17 protein-coding genes are annotated in these 14298 nt (G+C 62.3%); 4 read left to right on the top strand and 13 right to left on the bottom strand.

Annotated features, from left to right (window positions below; translation table 11 throughout):
• Positions 1-195: 195 nt before the first annotated feature.
• The 12 genes from ABD767_RS09175 to ABD767_RS09120 all read right to left on the bottom strand — a co-directional run bounded on the left by ABD767_RS09175 (position 196) and on the right by ABD767_RS09120 (position 9881).
• The gene (locus ABD767_RS09175; RefSeq protein ID WP_344869387.1) at positions 196-1200 is read right to left on the bottom strand and encodes a DnaJ domain-containing protein; all 1005 of its coding nucleotides are present in this window, start codon (positions 1198-1200) and stop codon (positions 196-198) included.
• A gap of 158 nt (positions 1201-1358) precedes the next feature.
• A complete protein-coding gene (gene hrcA, locus ABD767_RS09170) occupies positions 1359-2363 on the bottom strand; it encodes a heat-inducible transcriptional repressor HrcA (protein ID WP_103045792.1) in 1005 nt (334 codons plus the stop codon).
• Positions 2364-2381: 18 nt separating this feature from the next.
• A complete protein-coding gene (locus tag ABD767_RS09165) occupies positions 2382-2960 on the bottom strand; it encodes a recombinase family protein (protein ID WP_344869385.1) in 579 nt (192 codons plus the stop codon).
• Between the two features lie 39 nt (positions 2961-2999).
• Positions 3000-3644, bottom strand: coding sequence for a hypothetical protein (locus ABD767_RS09160; protein WP_344869383.1), 645 nt, complete (start codon positions 3642-3644; stop codon positions 3000-3002).
• Positions 3645-4132: 488 nt separating this feature from the next.
• On the bottom strand, positions 4133-5137 hold the full coding sequence (locus ABD767_RS09155; protein WP_344869381.1) for a zonular occludens toxin domain-containing protein: 1005 nt from the start codon (positions 5135-5137) through the stop codon (positions 4133-4135).
• Complete coding sequence (locus tag ABD767_RS09150) at positions 5134-5421, bottom strand: DUF2523 domain-containing protein (RefSeq protein WP_344869379.1); 288 nt, start codon at positions 5419-5421, stop codon at positions 5134-5136. The genes ABD767_RS09155 and ABD767_RS09150 overlap by 4 nt, the downstream gene beginning before the upstream one ends.
• Positions 5418-6965 carry a hypothetical protein gene (locus tag ABD767_RS09145; RefSeq protein WP_344869376.1) on the bottom strand — a complete coding sequence of 516 codons (1548 nt, stop codon included), beginning with the start codon at positions 6963-6965 and terminating at the stop codon, positions 5418-5420. The genes ABD767_RS09150 and ABD767_RS09145 overlap by 4 nt, the downstream gene beginning before the upstream one ends.
• A gap of 175 nt (positions 6966-7140) precedes the next feature.
• Positions 7141-7359, bottom strand: coding sequence for a major capsid protein (locus tag ABD767_RS09140; RefSeq protein ID WP_344869374.1), 219 nt, complete (start codon positions 7357-7359; stop codon positions 7141-7143).
• Positions 7360-7428: 69 nt separating this feature from the next.
• Positions 7429-7701, bottom strand: coding sequence for a single-stranded DNA-binding protein (locus ABD767_RS09135; RefSeq protein WP_344869372.1), 273 nt, complete (start codon positions 7699-7701; stop codon positions 7429-7431).
• Between the two features lie 58 nt (positions 7702-7759).
• The gene (locus ABD767_RS09130; RefSeq protein ID WP_344869370.1) at positions 7760-8941 is read right to left on the bottom strand and encodes a phage/plasmid replication protein, II/X family; all 1182 of its coding nucleotides are present in this window, start codon (positions 8939-8941) and stop codon (positions 7760-7762) included.
• Positions 8941-9300 carry a hypothetical protein gene (locus ABD767_RS09125; RefSeq protein ID WP_344869368.1) on the bottom strand — a complete coding sequence of 120 codons (360 nt, stop codon included), beginning with the start codon at positions 9298-9300 and terminating at the stop codon, positions 8941-8943. The genes ABD767_RS09130 and ABD767_RS09125 overlap by 1 nt, the downstream gene beginning before the upstream one ends.
• A complete protein-coding gene (locus ABD767_RS09120; protein WP_344869366.1) occupies positions 9297-9881 on the bottom strand; it encodes a hypothetical protein in 585 nt (194 codons plus the stop codon). Before ABD767_RS09120 ends, ABD767_RS09125 begins: the two co-directional genes overlap by 4 nt.
• Before the next feature lie 121 nt (positions 9882-10002).
• On the opposite strand from ABD767_RS09120, the gene ABD767_RS09115 reads away from it, so the two are divergent.
• Genes ABD767_RS09115 through rapZ form a run of 4 tightly spaced genes read left to right on the top strand, consistent with a single transcriptional unit; the run spans position 10003 to position 13774 of the window.
• Positions 10003-10275, top strand: a complete 273-nt coding sequence (locus ABD767_RS09115) for a hypothetical protein (protein ID WP_344869364.1) — start codon at positions 10003-10005, stop codon at positions 10273-10275.
• Positions 10276-10294: 19 nt separating this feature from the next.
• On the top strand, positions 10295-11200 hold the full coding sequence (locus tag ABD767_RS09110) for an NAD kinase (RefSeq protein ID WP_103045791.1): 906 nt from the start codon (positions 10295-10297) through the stop codon (positions 11198-11200).
• A 2-nt stretch (positions 11201-11202) separates the two neighbouring features.
• On the top strand, positions 11203-12921 hold the full coding sequence (gene recN / locus ABD767_RS09105) for a DNA repair protein RecN (protein WP_344869361.1): 1719 nt from the start codon (positions 11203-11205) through the stop codon (positions 12919-12921).
• Complete coding sequence (rapZ, locus tag ABD767_RS09100; RefSeq protein ID WP_103045789.1) at positions 12911-13774, top strand: RNase adapter RapZ; 864 nt, start codon at positions 12911-12913, stop codon at positions 13772-13774. Before recN ends, rapZ begins: the two co-directional genes overlap by 11 nt.
• A gap of 40 nt (positions 13775-13814) precedes the next feature.
• On the opposite strand, the gene ABD767_RS09095 is transcribed toward rapZ, so the two are convergent.
• Positions 13815-14297 (bottom strand): DUF4124 domain-containing protein, encoded by a 483-nt coding sequence (locus ABD767_RS09095; protein ID WP_344869358.1) that lies wholly within the window; start codon positions 14295-14297, stop codon positions 13815-13817.
• Position 14298: the final 1 nt, after the last annotated feature.

The following is a 14298-nucleotide window of genomic DNA, read 5'->3' as shown; positions in this document are numbered from 1 at the left end:
GATGCGGCTGTTTTGTTTTCTGGCGATTTCGTGCCAATTCCGTGCAAAACGGCCGGGGTTGGCCTGAGCCACGGATCGCAACCAGATCCATGTAAAAGTGCTGACTACAGCAAGACTCCCCATCACCGGAGATATCGATGGCGCACATCGCCAGCTTTTCTAAAGTGACAGCCGCTGACCAGAAGCCCTGAGGGTTCACCTGCACCGATCCTGCCAGCTGCTCACCATCCGGTTCCATGCCACCATGCGATCGCCGGCCGACGTGCCGGCCATTCCGGAGTTGCTGGTCACCAGCCGATCGATCGCTGCCTCCTGCTCCTGGCTGAACTCATCCGGAAACATCGGCACGACGGTGACGATGCAGTCCGCAGCCTCTGCCTCGTTCGTCCACGGCAGACCCGCGTTCTTGATACGGTAGTTCAGGTGACCTCGCTGCAGCTTCATCTGCTGCAGCCCGCGAGGAGTTGGAACCTCGATCCAGCGGTTGGCCATCCATGCAAAGCCGTCGACGGGTAGCTCGCACTTCAAGATTCCATCGGCTTCGGCCATGAAGAACTCGTGCGACTGCAGTTCCACGCGCACGCGCAGCGCCAGCTTGCGCCGGCGCTGACTGCCTTGCACGCGGGCCGTCGCATCGAGCAGGTCGCCAGCACGTGCGCCAGGCGCGACCTGCACCCGACAGCGGTATTTGTTCGCTGGTGCCTTGCCGCTGCCTGCGCAGGCAGTGCAGCTTTGGTGCTTCTTGCCCTGCCCATGGCAGGCTGCGCATTCGACCGTGGACGCGACCCAAGCGAACCAGAGATGCTGCCGGATGTGGCCAGCACCACTGCATTCGCTGCACTCAGTAGCCTGCAGTTGCAGCCCGCTGCCTTTGCATTCGGCGCAGTCTTCGACCACCTCTCCCCGCACTTCCCTGACGCAGCCGGTCACCACCTCTTCGAGCGTGAGGCTGATGGTGTGCTCGATAGTGGGTTCCTGTGCACCGTGGGCGGGATCCTCGACTTCAGCCTCCTGCTCGTCCCGGGCGCTGCGGATCATTTCCAGGGCTCGATTGATGGACTGAATTTTTCTCAGCGCATGCGGACTGTCATTGCGATCAGGGTGCCAGCGCGCGGACAGGCGGCGCCACGCTGCCTTCACCTCGGCATCGCTGGAGCCCGGTGCCAGGCCAAGTTCGTGATAAGGGTCGTCGAGTTCCATGGTCTCAATGGCGCAAGCTCTGTTGCAGTGCAATATGGTAGCAAGTGCAGCTTGCCGCCGCGCCCCTTGCGCTGGATCTACCGGTCTGGCGAGGAGGCTGAGCGGCCGCCGTGACATCGGCGCACTTGCGACGAGCCAAACGGGCGGCGCAAGGATCGTTACTGGCGGTGGCTCAGCGCGTTGGAGACCAGGCGCGAGGTGATATCGACGATGTGGATCATGCGGTCATACGGCATGCGCGTGGGGCCGATAACGCCCAGCGTACCCACCACCTGGCCGTCGACCTCGTAGGGTGCGCTGACGACTGACAGTTCCTCGAACGGCACGACCTGGCTCTCGCCGCCGATGAAGATGCGCACGCCCTCGGCGCGGCTGGAGATGTCGAGCAGGCGCAGGATCTGCGTCTTCTGCTCGAACAAGTCGAACGCCCGGCGCAGATTGCCCATGTCGCCAGAAAAATCCGACACCGCCAGCAAATTGCGCTCGCCCGAGATCACCACCTCATCCTGCGACGCGCTCATTGCCTCACTGCTGACACTGACCGCCGCCTGCATCAGTGCGGCGATTTCGCCACGCAGACGATCGACCTCGTCCTTGAGCCGCTCGCGCACCTGCTCGATGGCCAGTCCCGCGTAGTTCGAGTTCAAGAAGTTGGCCGCCTCCACCAACTGGGACTGCACGTAGTCGCTCTCGGTAAAGATGACGCGGTTTTGCACGTCGCCGTCGGGCGAGACGATGATGACCAGCAGCCGCCGCTCGGACAGGCGCAGGAACTCGATGTGGTGAAAAACCGAGGCACGCCGCGGCGCCATCACGACACCGACGAATTGCGATAGGCTGGACAGCATTTGCGCCGCGCTGGCAATCACCTTTTGCGGCTGCTCGGGCCGGATCTGCACCGTTGGCAGCTGCTCCTTGTGCACCGTGAGCATGGTGTCGACGAACAGCCGGTAGCCCTTGGCTGTGGGCACGCGCCCGGCCGAAGTGTGGGGGCTGGCAATCAACCCCAGTTCCTCCAGGTCGGCCATGACATTGCGTATCGTCGCAGGCGACAATTCAAGGCCCGACGCACGCGAGAGCGTGCGCGAACCGACCGGCTGCCCGTCGGCGATGTAGCGCTCCACCAGCGCCTTGAGCAACAACCTGGAACGATCGTCAAGCATCGAATCATTTTACCGAGGTCACTCCTCCCGCCAGCGCCCGCGCTTCTCGTACCGGTGTATGTGGTCACGCATGCAGGGGACAGTGATGCCGAGCATGTCGGCCAGGATGGCCTGCGTGTACCAGCCACTACGCCAGGCTGCAACGGCTTGAGCGGTGTCCTCGTCGGACAGCGAGCGTTTTCTTCCCCACGTCTTCCCAGCGGCCCGCGCCGCACGTTGCCCAGCAAGGCAGCGTTCCCTGATCAACTCCCTTTCGAACTCCGCAAACGCGGTCAGCAGGTGCAGGAACATGCGCCCCTGCGGCGTGTCGGTCTCTATCGCTTCGGTCAGTGAGCGGAAGCCGACGCCCTTGGCTTTGAGCGCGTCGAACACTTTGACGAAATGGGAGACGGAGCGCGCCAGGCGGTCAAGCTTGTAGACAACGAGCGTATCGCCGGCCTGCAGCTGCAGAAGGAGCTTGTCGAGCTCGGGGCGGTCTTTGACGCCGGAGCGCTTTTCTTCGACGACGTGTTCAATGCCGGCACGCCGGAAGGCCGCGAGCTGCGCGGCAGTGTTCTGTTCGAGCGTTGAGACGCGGGCGTATCCGTAAATGGTCAACTCAGAATAGGCCGGGGTTTTTCCAGCAATGCATTGAGCTCATTCGTTGGACGCGTCGAAGGCGCGCCGCGCGCGGATGAACTCATTGGCGCAATCGACGGTTCCAGGGTTGGAGCGGCAAGGCGGCGATGGTTGGTAGAAGCGTTTCCACCGCGCATCCCGATCTTTCGTTTTGGCGATATGGGCAGCGTGCGCAGCTGCTGCGCGCTGATCCTCAAGCTGTCTGCGCTGCATCTTCTCCTGCTGCGCTGCCGTGTCAACCTGAGGGCGCTGCGGGCGGTAAATCAGCACCGGTGCGGATTCAGGCACGAACGCAGGCGCTGTAACAACCGGATTGGGAGCGATGCGCGGCTTTTTACCGATCAGAAGCTTGTAAGCGGTCACGCACGTGAACGTCAGAGCCGCATAGATCAGAGCTTGCATGTACCAGGGCAGGTTAGAGCCTGGAATATCCGGCGGGCCGGACCCACGATCTGCGGCCTTTTGCGCGACGGACGGGCGCTTCGGTGGCGGCCGCTTTGTTTCGCCGGGTTCTGGCTCGGGGCCGTCTTCAACGTACGTGCGGTATTGCTTCGGGGCATACCAATCTTGCGCACTGCTGTACGTGCCTTTGGCCGCGTTGTAGCGCATGCCCTGGCGCTTCGCGTAGCGTTCGCGATAGTAGTCCCGATCCTCTATTCCCATCCCCCTGCCCTCCTTTGTGACGAAGTGTATTGCAGGCAATTTGTTTATCAAACACGAGGGGCCGCGGCTGCGGTTTCACTGGCATGGCCGCGCTCGGTTCGCTGTCATGTGCGGGCGTGCGGATGCGGCAGGGTTGACCATCACGCGCGGGCCAGGCCAGCAGGGGGCGCGCAGGATGCCATGACTTCCACTGCACGGGGCACGCGCGCGAGCTGGACGGCAACATGGGGCGCTGCCCCATACCCCGGGATCCGAACCGCATTCGTTCCGAGCGCCAGAGCGTGCGGCGCAAGCTTGCCCGCTCTGGCGCTCGTCACTCGGGGCGGCGTAACCATCCCTTTCGCAGGGGCGTCGCCGCGATATTCTCGGGTGCGACCAGGGAAAATACTTAGCATTTATTTTTTTAGTTTTATTGACTTTTTAATTGTCAAGTCTTTTTCATGTTTTATTGAAATAAATATTAATCAATAAGTAATAACACCTATTGTTTATCGGTATGTTCTAGGGTTGATCGTCGTCAGTAGCAGGGTTGGCGGTTCTTCCTGCGGCCGTGGCGGGGGCTCGGGGAACGTACCACCGGCCAAAACGATGGCCGCTTTTCGGGTTCGCGCCCGGCATTCCGCAGTTGGGCGCTCGACGAATTCCCCGACGCTGTCGTAGCAGGCGCAGCGCTCCGCAGATGCGATGCAGCCGGCAAACGCAGGCGCAGCGTCGGGAGCCTGGACAGGGTTCGGCGTGGCCGGCGCCGCAGGGGTGGTGATCGTCGGTGCACCACCCTCGACCTGGGCGGCCGCGACTTTTTCCGCCAGCGGCTTTCCTGCGATGCGCTCGTTGAGCCGCGCATAGGTCGAAGGGCCGAGATAGGCCGCAAAGCCCAGGCCGACCAAGATGAACCAGAGCAGGCCGGGCAGCTTGCGCGGCTGCTTGGTGTGAACTTCCGCGCTTTTGTAAAGCTTGAAGACTTTTTTGTCGTAGCGCCAGGGCGATTTTGTGAACGCCTTGGAATACATCAGAGCACGGCTGCAATGATCCCATTCATACACTACCGCCATCCTGCTATTGCCCAGGCGGCGCACATGCAGATGGCGGTTGACAAGCCCATGCACGTGCCGATCTGTGTTCATGACGTTCTGCGTGATCAGGATGAAATCCACGCCCATATGGCGGTGCGTATCAAGCGCCTGGATATCGTCAGGGACTTTCGAGCCGTTTGCCCTGGGCGGCCATGCTTTTTGATATTCATCAAAGACAATGACGGCCCCAGGCTTGGCCCATTTGTGCCAGTCTCGCAGCCCCTGATTGTCGCCATCGTCAATCAATTCATGATCAATCAGCAGGCCCTTGATATTGGTGTAAATGGTGCGGGGGATTTTCTTAATCTCGCCTTTATCGTCCGTAACATCCACCGTAGCGCCCACCAACGGCAATAACAGCTTTGACACGGTATAAAGCGTTTTCCCGGCCCCGGGCGTGCCCGTGATTACCGTAATCATCCGACGTTTGCCCCCAGGATTTTCGTGGCACTTTGAATTTGCCAAAGCAGCAGTTTTGTTGTGACCGCTCCAAAGATCATGCCCAGGGCGTAGCCGCCACCCGCGTACAAAAACAGATTGAGCATGTCCATGGGAAGGCTATTCACTTGCGACATGACTAGCTGCTTTATCTGATTCACGGCCAGGTCAAAGCCCGTGACAGTCACGACGCTAAAACCCAGTGCGGCCAATATGCGCGCAAGCATGGGTTCCATGAGCGCAAGCAACCATGTGCCCAGTTTCATGCGTCTGCTCTCCCCGGCATTAAGATCATCATTGCCGCGAATGCGGCCACCAGAAGCAGCACTGGGCGGAAATAGGACGAGATATATCCGCAGGTTTGCTGCCAGTCATAGATCAGCATGTTTTTGCCGCCGACCATCGAATAAACATCAGCAGGGCAGGAGCCATTGCCGAAACTGTCTTCTACGTTGTAGCTCACGTTAAAAGTTTTCCGGGGTATCTCGCCCTGGGGACTATCTAGGTCAGCGCACATTAGCGAATCCGGGCGCTTTTCGCAATCGTCTTTCTCCGGTTCGTCAGGCGCGTCTTTTTCCGTGGTTTCGGTTTTGGTCTCAATATTGGTCTGGTTCGTGACGTTGTTAGTGATATTCGTGACAGTCGTTACCGTAGTCTTGTAGGTCACATTCGGGCCGTCATAGGTCAGATCATGGGTCTGTACTTTGGTGGTTTCCTTGGTGCCGCTGTCGGTGCCCGTGGTCGTGCCCGGAGCCGCTTCGGTCGTGGTTCCAGGGGCAAGCTTTACGGGCTCTTGCGTCGTGGTTTGCGCGCCAGGGACAGAGGCCGGCCCCGTGAGTTCAACCGGGCCAGCATCAGCAGTCAAAATGTCGCGCAGGCTGGCGTCTTCCCACATGCCAGCGGTCGCCCTGGCGGCTGATGTCGGCCAACCGCTGCGCGAAGCAATCCAATCCTCAAGAGCCTGCCCAGTTAATTGCCCCCTGCCAGAAGTTGGCGAACAAATCCAACCATCATCACTTTGAACAACATACATACCCGCCGCACAACTAGACACGTTAAGCAATTGATTGGTAGTAAAAACAACCTCATATTTTGTACCCCAATAAGTATAGTAATAGGGGCATTTAAAACTGGGCCTGCCATTACTCTGAACGTCAGAATAACAAGCCCCATCCTCTTTATAAGTAGGGTTATCACGCCGCCAACTATCCATAGCTAATTCAGCCGTCAGATGAGTGGTGTTTTTTGAACCGCTCCACAAACGCCCGTCAGATGGATAGGACGGGATAGATTCATCCTCATATTCACCCACCAAATTACCATCATCATCAAGCCTTAGTCCACTAAGACCATAATCAAGCAAGGCAGAGATGGCAGAACCGGCGACGCCACCAATCGCGCCGCCGACAATTGATCCGCCAATAGGGACAGCTTTTTTAATGGCATCCACCATGCCGCGCGCGACAGAACCCTTATTCAGAGGCATCTTGGCGACAGTATCCACCGTTTTTCCGGTATTACCGAGCGGCAATGTGGCAGTGGTTTTAACAGCCGGACTTGCAGTATCAATGCCCACGTTGCCGGCTACATGGGGCGTACCCAGGCCCGCCGAGCTTGTCACCACCGGCGTGCCGTTGGAGCCATAGCCAACAGTCGTCTTGTTGCCAGCGACTTTTGCCCGAAATGCGTCATAGGCCGACGAACCGCCAGGACTACCCGAGCTGGACGCCCAGGCTAGCGAAAGGCCACCCAAAGCAGTAGCGCAGAGAGCAAGGCGAATTGCAATTCGATAGCGTTTGCCATAAGTCATGACTCGTCAACTCGGAAAAGGTCAAGCAGCCGACGCGCACAAAAGATGACGACAGCAGCGACCAAAAAAAGAGACCACATTGCAGACATGTCCGCAATGTGATCAGGATTGACAGGCGCAGGCTCCACCACCACGGTGACCGTGGAGCCGGTTTCCGTGGGGGTGGAGTCAGGCATTAGAACCAGCCCAGTTTGGTGCCCAGCTTGCGCAAGCCCCAGATCGCTACACCAGCGGCCAGTACCATGCCGATTGCAGCCAGAGCATCGGTTTTGTATTCGGTGACAGCGGTGGACACCTCAGTCGGCAACTCGGCATAGGCCGACGAAACACCGATCAAGGCCAGGGCGGGGACGGCGGCCAGCTTTGCGCCAGCGGTGCGGATTTTTTGGAACATGGTTTTCCTTTCGGAGGATGCGACGGAATAGCCCGTCCCACTGCCCCGCACGCGAGGCAATGAGCCGGGTTATTCGACCGCATCCAACGTCAGATCCACCGGCGTGATCGTGGAGACTTCGCCCGTTTCCTTGTCCGTCGCGCGGAACGGTTTGCGCGAGTAGCCGCCGAGCATCGCCACCACGGTGATTTCGTCGCCGGCCTGGCCGATGCTTGCCTTGGAACGGATCTCAACGGTTTGCGGGCGACTGTACGGGTCAGGAGCGGGCGTCACGATCCGCGTGTAGCGCGTCTTGTCGAAGCGCCGCGTCGCTTCAACGCGGCCCCGGATCAAGACTTGCATCGGGACAGGCTTGGCCGATGGCATAGGGGTTACTGCAGGTGCGTTCATGTGGTTTCTTTCAAGCGGCAAGGCGCATCAAATCCCGGCTGGACAGGTACTCAGGACGGTTCCGCGCCGGGGCACAGCAGAAACGCCGATCAACGCGCAGGGGCGCGAAGTCTTGGATGGCATCGTTTGCGACGATGACCAGATCAGAGCCGCGCCAGCTGATGCCGGACGCCTCAAGCAATTTGCGGTTGCGGTAGAAGGTGGCCTTCGTGTACCGCTCACGGGTTTTTTCGTCGCCGCGCACGGCCATGACTTGCCAGAAGGCATGCAGCACGTGGGCGAGGCGGGCGGGGTGATGGGCGTGCAGCCTTTGCCAAACGGCTTCTTCGGTTCGAACGGTTTCCATGCCTTGTTTCCCTTCTCGCAAAATGCGCTCAATCTCGCTGTCGTGTACCCCGTTCAAGTAGTCGTCGGTCACTTCGGATACGCGGGGGTTTCGTCCGAAGTCATACTGAAATTTGTCGCTGTGGATTTCGACCTCGACGCGCAGGCGGTTGTCTGCAAGGCGCTGCAAGGCCGCGACGCGCTTTTCTGCACGTTCGTGGTTCTGCGCATCCACGCCGTGGATTGCGGTGAAAACCTGGCGGAAAAAGCGCTTGAGCCGGCCCGCGTCGTGAACCTGAAATTCGGGACCTTTGTGATAGAACTTCACGGTGGTCGTCTTGCCCGGGAAATAGCAGCTTTGCTTGGTCTTCATGGCTTTCTTCGAACGACGCGGAAAGCTCAGAAGCTGCATGGAATCGAAGAAGCGCCCCACCTCAGCCGGGGGCAGCGCGAAGACGTTCGCCACGTCCACGCGGTGGACCGTCCACCAGTCGGCAACCGGCAAATCAGTTCCCAAAAGCTCCTCGACCAGCGCAACAAAGTCACGGCATGCGGCCAGGAAGTCAGTGGGCCCACCGTAGACGTTATGGCCCAGGCGGATTTTGTGAACGCTGGCTTCAATGAACAGGTACGGTTCGCAGGGGTGCAAGGCAGTGCGCCCGTTCTTGTCGGACACAAACTCTTCACGCATGGGCTTAACAGAGATCCGGCTGTCCCAGGAGCCGAGCAGTTCGCCGGTGTGCAGTTCGTACAGGATCTGGCCGGATGCGAGATCCAGGCCGGAGCGCAGGACGCATTGCTGCTCAATCCGCTGCATGAGGGACTCATCGATGTAGGGGCTGCGCAGCTTTACGGTGTCGTATGCCATCAGCAGCCCCCAAACCCCGGCGTTTTCTCGTATATGAGACTTTCAGGCGGTGCTACCACGCCCGCCTGAAAAAAAGCGCCCTGCGCGAGCGTCGAAGAAAAACGCCTTCCCGCAGCCGCTTCACGGCTCAGGAAGGCGTGGAAATACAGGTCAGTAGTGGCCTGGCTGATGTAGTCGTGAGCGAATGCGCGAAGGTTTTCTTCGGTCTCGAACAGCCTGCGGTCAGCCCAGGGGCTGCGCTCGGGCTGCTGCATCATCAGTTGGTAGGAGCCGGACAGCAGAACAATGCGTTCTGCCGCGCGGCTCATGGCCCGGGGCGGGGCCGAATACAGGCGGACGGCACTTGCGCTGGTGCTCATGCCTTGGCCTCCTGGCGCTGGGAATTTCGCAGGCTGTCGCGCAGGTTCTGGAGGGCCAGGAAATCAGCAATCGCCATCCAGGCGGCGCGGTTGGCGTCTTCGCGCTGCAGGCGCTGCAGCAGCAGGCCGGATTGGCCGTTGATCTCAACGGGGGCGGGGGTGCTCATGTCAGAACAAGGGGACAGGTCAGCTGCGAAGGTGCCGCCACAGCCGTCACAAATGAACTGAGGATCGGGGGGCAGATGACAAAGCGGCTGCAAGGGATCGAAACCGCAGGTAGGGCACGCACGACTAAAGCTCATGCAAAGCCACTGACCAACCGGATCAGTCAAAAAGACCTGATGCCACAGGTAGGAATGGATGCCCGCCCCCTGCACTGCTGCGGCCGGAGCCGGCAAGCTGTCAACCGCAGGCGCTGCGGCAGGGGGCGGGCAAACGATGACGCTGGAGACGTGCGCGAAACGGCAGAAGTGGCCGTCGTCAGATTCGAGGGCGAGGACGTTGCCGTCAACGCTGCGGACGGTGTAGGGGATGCCTTGGTAGGTGACCTGGGTTCCGCGAATGATGGGGGTGGGGGGCATTGCCGGCTCCTGGAAATGTTGTCGATGTGACAACAATGCGCGGAGCCTAACAGAATGTTGTCAGACAGACAACACGTTTTCACAAATAATGTTTACATACCGTCAACAAGGAGCAACGGACGTGAAAAGCACCATGGATCTACTGGACGAAGCACTCAGCAGAAACACCGCGACGTTCTGGTGTCGAGAACTTGGCGTGAACAGAACCGCATTGGCAGTAGCCAGAGCACGCGGAAGACTCAGCCCGACCATCGCAGGCAACCTAGCACGGTTAATGGGCCTCGACATGGAACGATGGATAGCCGTCGCAGCGATGGAAGCCGAACCAGAGACACGCGGCAAAGCAAAGATCAAAGAACAGATGTCGTTCTGGCGCGAAATTACATCGGTTTAATGATGTAATTTGCGTCGCCATGTCCCTCTTTCGTCACGTTGCCCTGATCGGCAAATACCACAAACCCGGCTCGGGCGAGCCCGCGGCCAAATTGCGCCAGTCGCTGCGCCAGGCGCTGCAGGAGATTGCCGGCTTCGTCACGCAACTGGGCTGCACGCTGACGCTGGAGGCGGAGTCGGCTGCCAACGCCGGCATCACGGACTATCCGGCGCTCGATATCGACGCCATCGGACGCCAGTGCGACGTGGCGCTGGTCGTCGGCGGCGACGGCACGATGCTGGGCGCCAGCCGGCGACTGGCGCGCTACGGTACGCCGCTGGTGGGCATCAACAAGGGGCGGCTGGGCTTTATCACCGACATTGCGCTGGACAACTACCAGCAGGCGCTGCAGCCCATCCTGACCGGCTCCTACGAGGAGGACGTGCGCCCACTGATGCACGCCAGCGTGCTGCGCGGCAGCGAGTGCATGTACGAGGCACTGGCGCTCAACGACGTGGTGGTCAACCGCAGTTCCACCTCGGGCATGGTCGAGCTGCGCATCGAGGTCGACGGCGTCTTCGTCTCCAACCAGCGCGCCGATGGCGTGATCATCGCCTCGCCCACCGGCTCGTCGGCCTACGCGCTGTCGGCCGGCGGGCCGATGCTGCACCCGCGCATTCCCGGCTGGGTGATGGTGCCTATCGCGCCGCACATGCTCTCCAACCGTCCCATCGTGCTGCCCGACGCGCTGGACGTGGTCATCGAGGTGGTCGCCGGCGGCAAGGTCAGCGCCAGCTTCGATATGCATTCGCTCGCGTCGCTGCAGCGCGGCGACCGCGTGCTGGTGCGCCGCTCGGCCTACAACGTGTGCTTTCTGCACCCGCAGGGCTGGAGCTACTTTGCCACGCTGCGCCAAAAGCTGAGCTGGAACGAGGGAGGCTGCTGACCATGGCGCTGGTGCGGGTTGCGCTGCTCGACTTCGTCATCATCGCGCAGCTGGAGCTGGAGCTGCACGGCGGCTTTACCGTGCTCACAGGCGAGACCGGCGCCGGCAAATCCATTCTGATCGACGCGCTGCAACTGCTGTTGGGCGCGCGCGCCGACGCCGCCGTGGTGCGCGAAGGGGCGCAGCGCGCCGACATCAGCGCCGAGTTCGACGCCCTGCCCACCGCGCTGCTGGCCTGGCTTGACGAGGCTGGCATTGCCCGCGATGCCAGCCTGCTGCTGCGCCGCACCATCGACACCCAGGGCAAGAGCCGCGCCTGGATCAACGGCACGCCCGCCACCGCGGCGCAGATGCGTGCGCTGGGCGAACACCTGCTGGACATCCACGGCCAGCACGCCTGGCAAAGCCTGACGCGCGCCGATGCGGTGCGCGAGCTGCTGGACGCCTACGCCGGCGCATCGGATCAGGGCACGCAAACCCTGTGGCAGCAATGGCGCGCAGCACGCGGCGCGATGGAGCGCGCGCGCAGCGCACAGGACGGCCTGCAGACCGAGCGCGAGCGCCTGCAATGGCAGATCGGCGAGGTGGACAAGCTGGCGCCCCAGGCCGACGAGTGGGACGAGCTCAACGCCCAGCACGGGCGGCTGTCCAATGCACAGGCGCTGATCGATGCAGCGCAGGGCGCGCTCGACGCGCTACGCGGCGAGGATGACGACGCGCGCGGCGCCGGCGCACTCGACGCCCTGCACCACGCGCAGCACCTGCTGCAAGACCAGGCCGCCATCGACACCGAACTGGCTGCGCTGGCCCAGGTGCTGGCCAGCTGCATCGACGAGGCGGCGGACGCCGCGCATTCGCTGCAGTCCTACCTGCGGCGCACCGCACCCGACCCGGCACAGCTGCAGGCGCTCGACGATCGCCTGGCGCAGTGGATGGCGCTGGCGCGGCGCTACAAGCGCACGCCGCAGGAACTGCCCGCGCTGCTGGCCGACTGGAAGGCGCAGCTACAAACCCTTGACGATGCAACCGACCTTGGCGCGCTGCAGCGCGAAGCGGCGCACGCCGAGCAGGCCTACCGCCAGGCCGCGCGCGCGCTCACCCAGCAGCGCAGCCAGGCCGCGCCCCGGCTGGCGCGCGCCATCACCGAGGCCATGCAGGATCTGGGCATGCCGGGCGGACGGTTCTTCGTGCAGGTCGAGCCCACCGAACCCGGCCCCAGCGGCTGCGACCAGGTGCTGTTCCTCGTCAGCAGCCATCCGGGCATGACGCAGCGCCCCATCGCCAAGGTGGCCTCGGGCGGCGAGCTGTCGCGCATCGCGCTGGCCATCTCGGTCACCACCAGCGAACTGGGGCAGGCACCCACATTGATCTTCGACGAGGTCGACTCGGGCGTCGGCGGCGCCGTCGCGCAGAGCGTGGGCCGGCTGATGCACAAGCTGGGCCGGGCACGCCAGGTGCTGGCCGTCACCCACCTGCCGCAGGTGGCCGGCTGCGCCGACCACCATCTGGTCGTGGCCAAGGAGCGCCACAGCGACCACACGACCAGCAGCGTGCGCGTGGCGCTGCACGAAGAGCGCGTGGGCGAGCTGGCACGCATGCTCGGCGGCGAGCAAATCACCGATACCACGCTGGCACACGCGCGGGAGATGCTGATGACCGGCGCAGCACCCGCACCCGCCAGGTCGGCACGCAACCGAAAGAAGGCAGACCATGGCGCTTGAGATCGTGATCATCACGGGCATGTCCGGCTCCGGCAAATCGGTGGCGCTGCACGCGCTGGAGGACGCCGGCTACTACTGCGTCGACAACCTGCCGCCCGAGCTGCTCACCGCCTTCGTCGCGCTGGAGCACCAGCACCATGGCAACCGTGTCGCCATCGCCATGGACGTGCGCAGCGCCACGTCGCTGCCGCAGCTGCCGCAACAGCTGGCGCAGTTGCGCAGCCAGGGCGTCGACCTGCGCCTGCTGTTTCTGGATGCGGGCAACGACACGCTGGTGCGCCGCTTCTCCGAGACGCGTCGGCGCCATCCGCTGTCGCGCGCCATGCTCAGCGACGGCCAGCACGCGCTGCTGCAGACCATCGAGTTGGAGCGCGAGCTGCTGGCCGAACTGCGAGAGGCCTCGCACGTCATCGACACCAGCATGATCCGCGCCTCGCAGCTGGAGGGCTACGTCAAGGGCCTGATGGCCATCCCGCCCGGCCGCATGACACTGGTGTTCCAGTCGTTCGCTTTCAAACGCGGCATTCCGCTGGACGCTGACTACGTATTCGATGTGCGCATGCTGCCCAACCCCCACTACGAGACCACGCTGCGCGAGCTGACCGGGCGCGACGCTCCCGTCATCGACTTTCTGCGCCAGCACGCCGAGGTGGCGCGCATGCAGGCCGACATCACGCAGTTTCTGGATCAGTGGCTCGACGCGCTGGAGCGCAACCACCGCAGCTACGTCACCGTGGCCATCGGCTGCACCGGCGGCCAGCACCGCTCGGTCTACCTGGTCGAGCAGCTGGCCGCGCACTACATCAGCCGCTGGACCGTGCTGCGCCGCCATCGCGAGCAGGACGGCCGCTGAAACGATCCGATCCGGCAGCAGCCGCCGCCCCATGGCCGCGTCACTGCGCGGGCGCGCCGCCCCCGCCGTGGTCGATGATCACCTTGTCCGGCTCCTGCATCAGCGGCGTGTTGGTGCCGCAGGCCGCATTGACCTGGGCAATCGCGGCGTTGACGCGCATGCATTTCTCGTCCTGCGAGATCGTGCGGATGCCGGAGACGAATTGCAGCTCCTTGCGCGCATCCTTGCAGGCGGGCGAGTCGGCCGGCAGCGGCGCCCTGGCTTGCGATTGCTGAGCCTGCCCTAATTGCATCCGGGATTCCTGCTCCAGCGCACGCTGGCGGTATTTTCTCTCCTGCGCCTGGGCCGCCGCACTGCGCTCCCGCTCGATGTCATCGGCGGATCGTTGCCCCTCCAACAGATCCTGCGTCGAAGCCGCACCGCAAGGCGCGTCGGCATAGCGAACCTGTTCTTGCGCATCGGTGCATTTGTAGACCTGGGCCATGGCATGGGGCGATGTCCACGACACGGATGCGCCCGTCACC

The organism is Comamonas faecalis, assembly GCF_039538025.1.
GTDB lineage: Bacteria > Pseudomonadota > Gammaproteobacteria > Burkholderiales > Burkholderiaceae_C > Comamonas_C > Comamonas_C faecalis.
Note: the sequence above shows the minus strand (reverse complement) of the source record. Positions and strands in the feature narration are given on the sequence as shown.

Excerpts from the sequence above, each read along its gene's own strand:
- ABD767_RS09145 (WP_344869376.1), bottom strand. The coding sequence starts at position 6,965 with ATGACTTATGGCAAACGCTATCGAATTGCAATTCGCCTTGCTCTCTGC.
- hrcA (WP_103045792.1), bottom strand. The coding sequence starts at position 2,363 with ATGCTTGACGATCGTTCCAGGTTGTTGCTCAAGGCGCTGGTGGAGCGC.
- ABD767_RS09130 (WP_344869370.1), bottom strand. The coding sequence starts at position 8,941 with ATGGCATACGACACCGTAAAGCTGCGCAGCCCCTACATCGATGAGTCC.
- ABD767_RS09125 (WP_344869368.1), bottom strand. The coding sequence starts at position 9,300 with ATGAGCACCAGCGCAAGTGCCGTCCGCCTGTATTCGGCCCCGCCCCGG.
- ABD767_RS09140 (WP_344869374.1), bottom strand. The coding sequence starts at position 7,359 with ATGTTCCAAAAAATCCGCACCGCTGGCGCAAAGCTGGCCGCCGTCCCC.
- ABD767_RS09120 (WP_344869366.1), bottom strand. The coding sequence starts at position 9,881 with ATGCCCCCCACCCCCATCATTCGCGGAACCCAGGTCACCTACCAAGGC.
- ABD767_RS09160 (WP_344869383.1), bottom strand. The coding sequence starts at position 3,644 with ATGGGAATAGAGGATCGGGACTACTATCGCGAACGCTACGCGAAGCGC.
- ABD767_RS09175 (WP_344869387.1), bottom strand. The coding sequence starts at position 1,200 with ATGGAACTCGACGACCCTTATCACGAACTTGGCCTGGCACCGGGCTCC.
- ABD767_RS09135 (WP_344869372.1), bottom strand. The coding sequence starts at position 7,701 with ATGCAAGTCTTGATCCGGGGCCGCGTTGAAGCGACGCGGCGCTTCGAC.
- rapZ (WP_103045789.1), top strand. The coding sequence starts at position 12,911 with ATGGCGCTTGAGATCGTGATCATCACGGGCATGTCCGGCTCCGGCAAA.
- ABD767_RS09110 (WP_103045791.1), top strand. The coding sequence starts at position 10,295 with ATGTCCCTCTTTCGTCACGTTGCCCTGATCGGCAAATACCACAAACCC.
- ABD767_RS09155 (WP_344869381.1), bottom strand. The coding sequence starts at position 5,137 with ATGATTACGGTAATCACGGGCACGCCCGGGGCCGGGAAAACGCTTTAT.
- ABD767_RS09150 (WP_344869379.1), bottom strand. The coding sequence starts at position 5,421 with ATGAAACTGGGCACATGGTTGCTTGCGCTCATGGAACCCATGCTTGCG.
- recN (WP_344869361.1), top strand. The coding sequence starts at position 11,203 with ATGGCGCTGGTGCGGGTTGCGCTGCTCGACTTCGTCATCATCGCGCAG.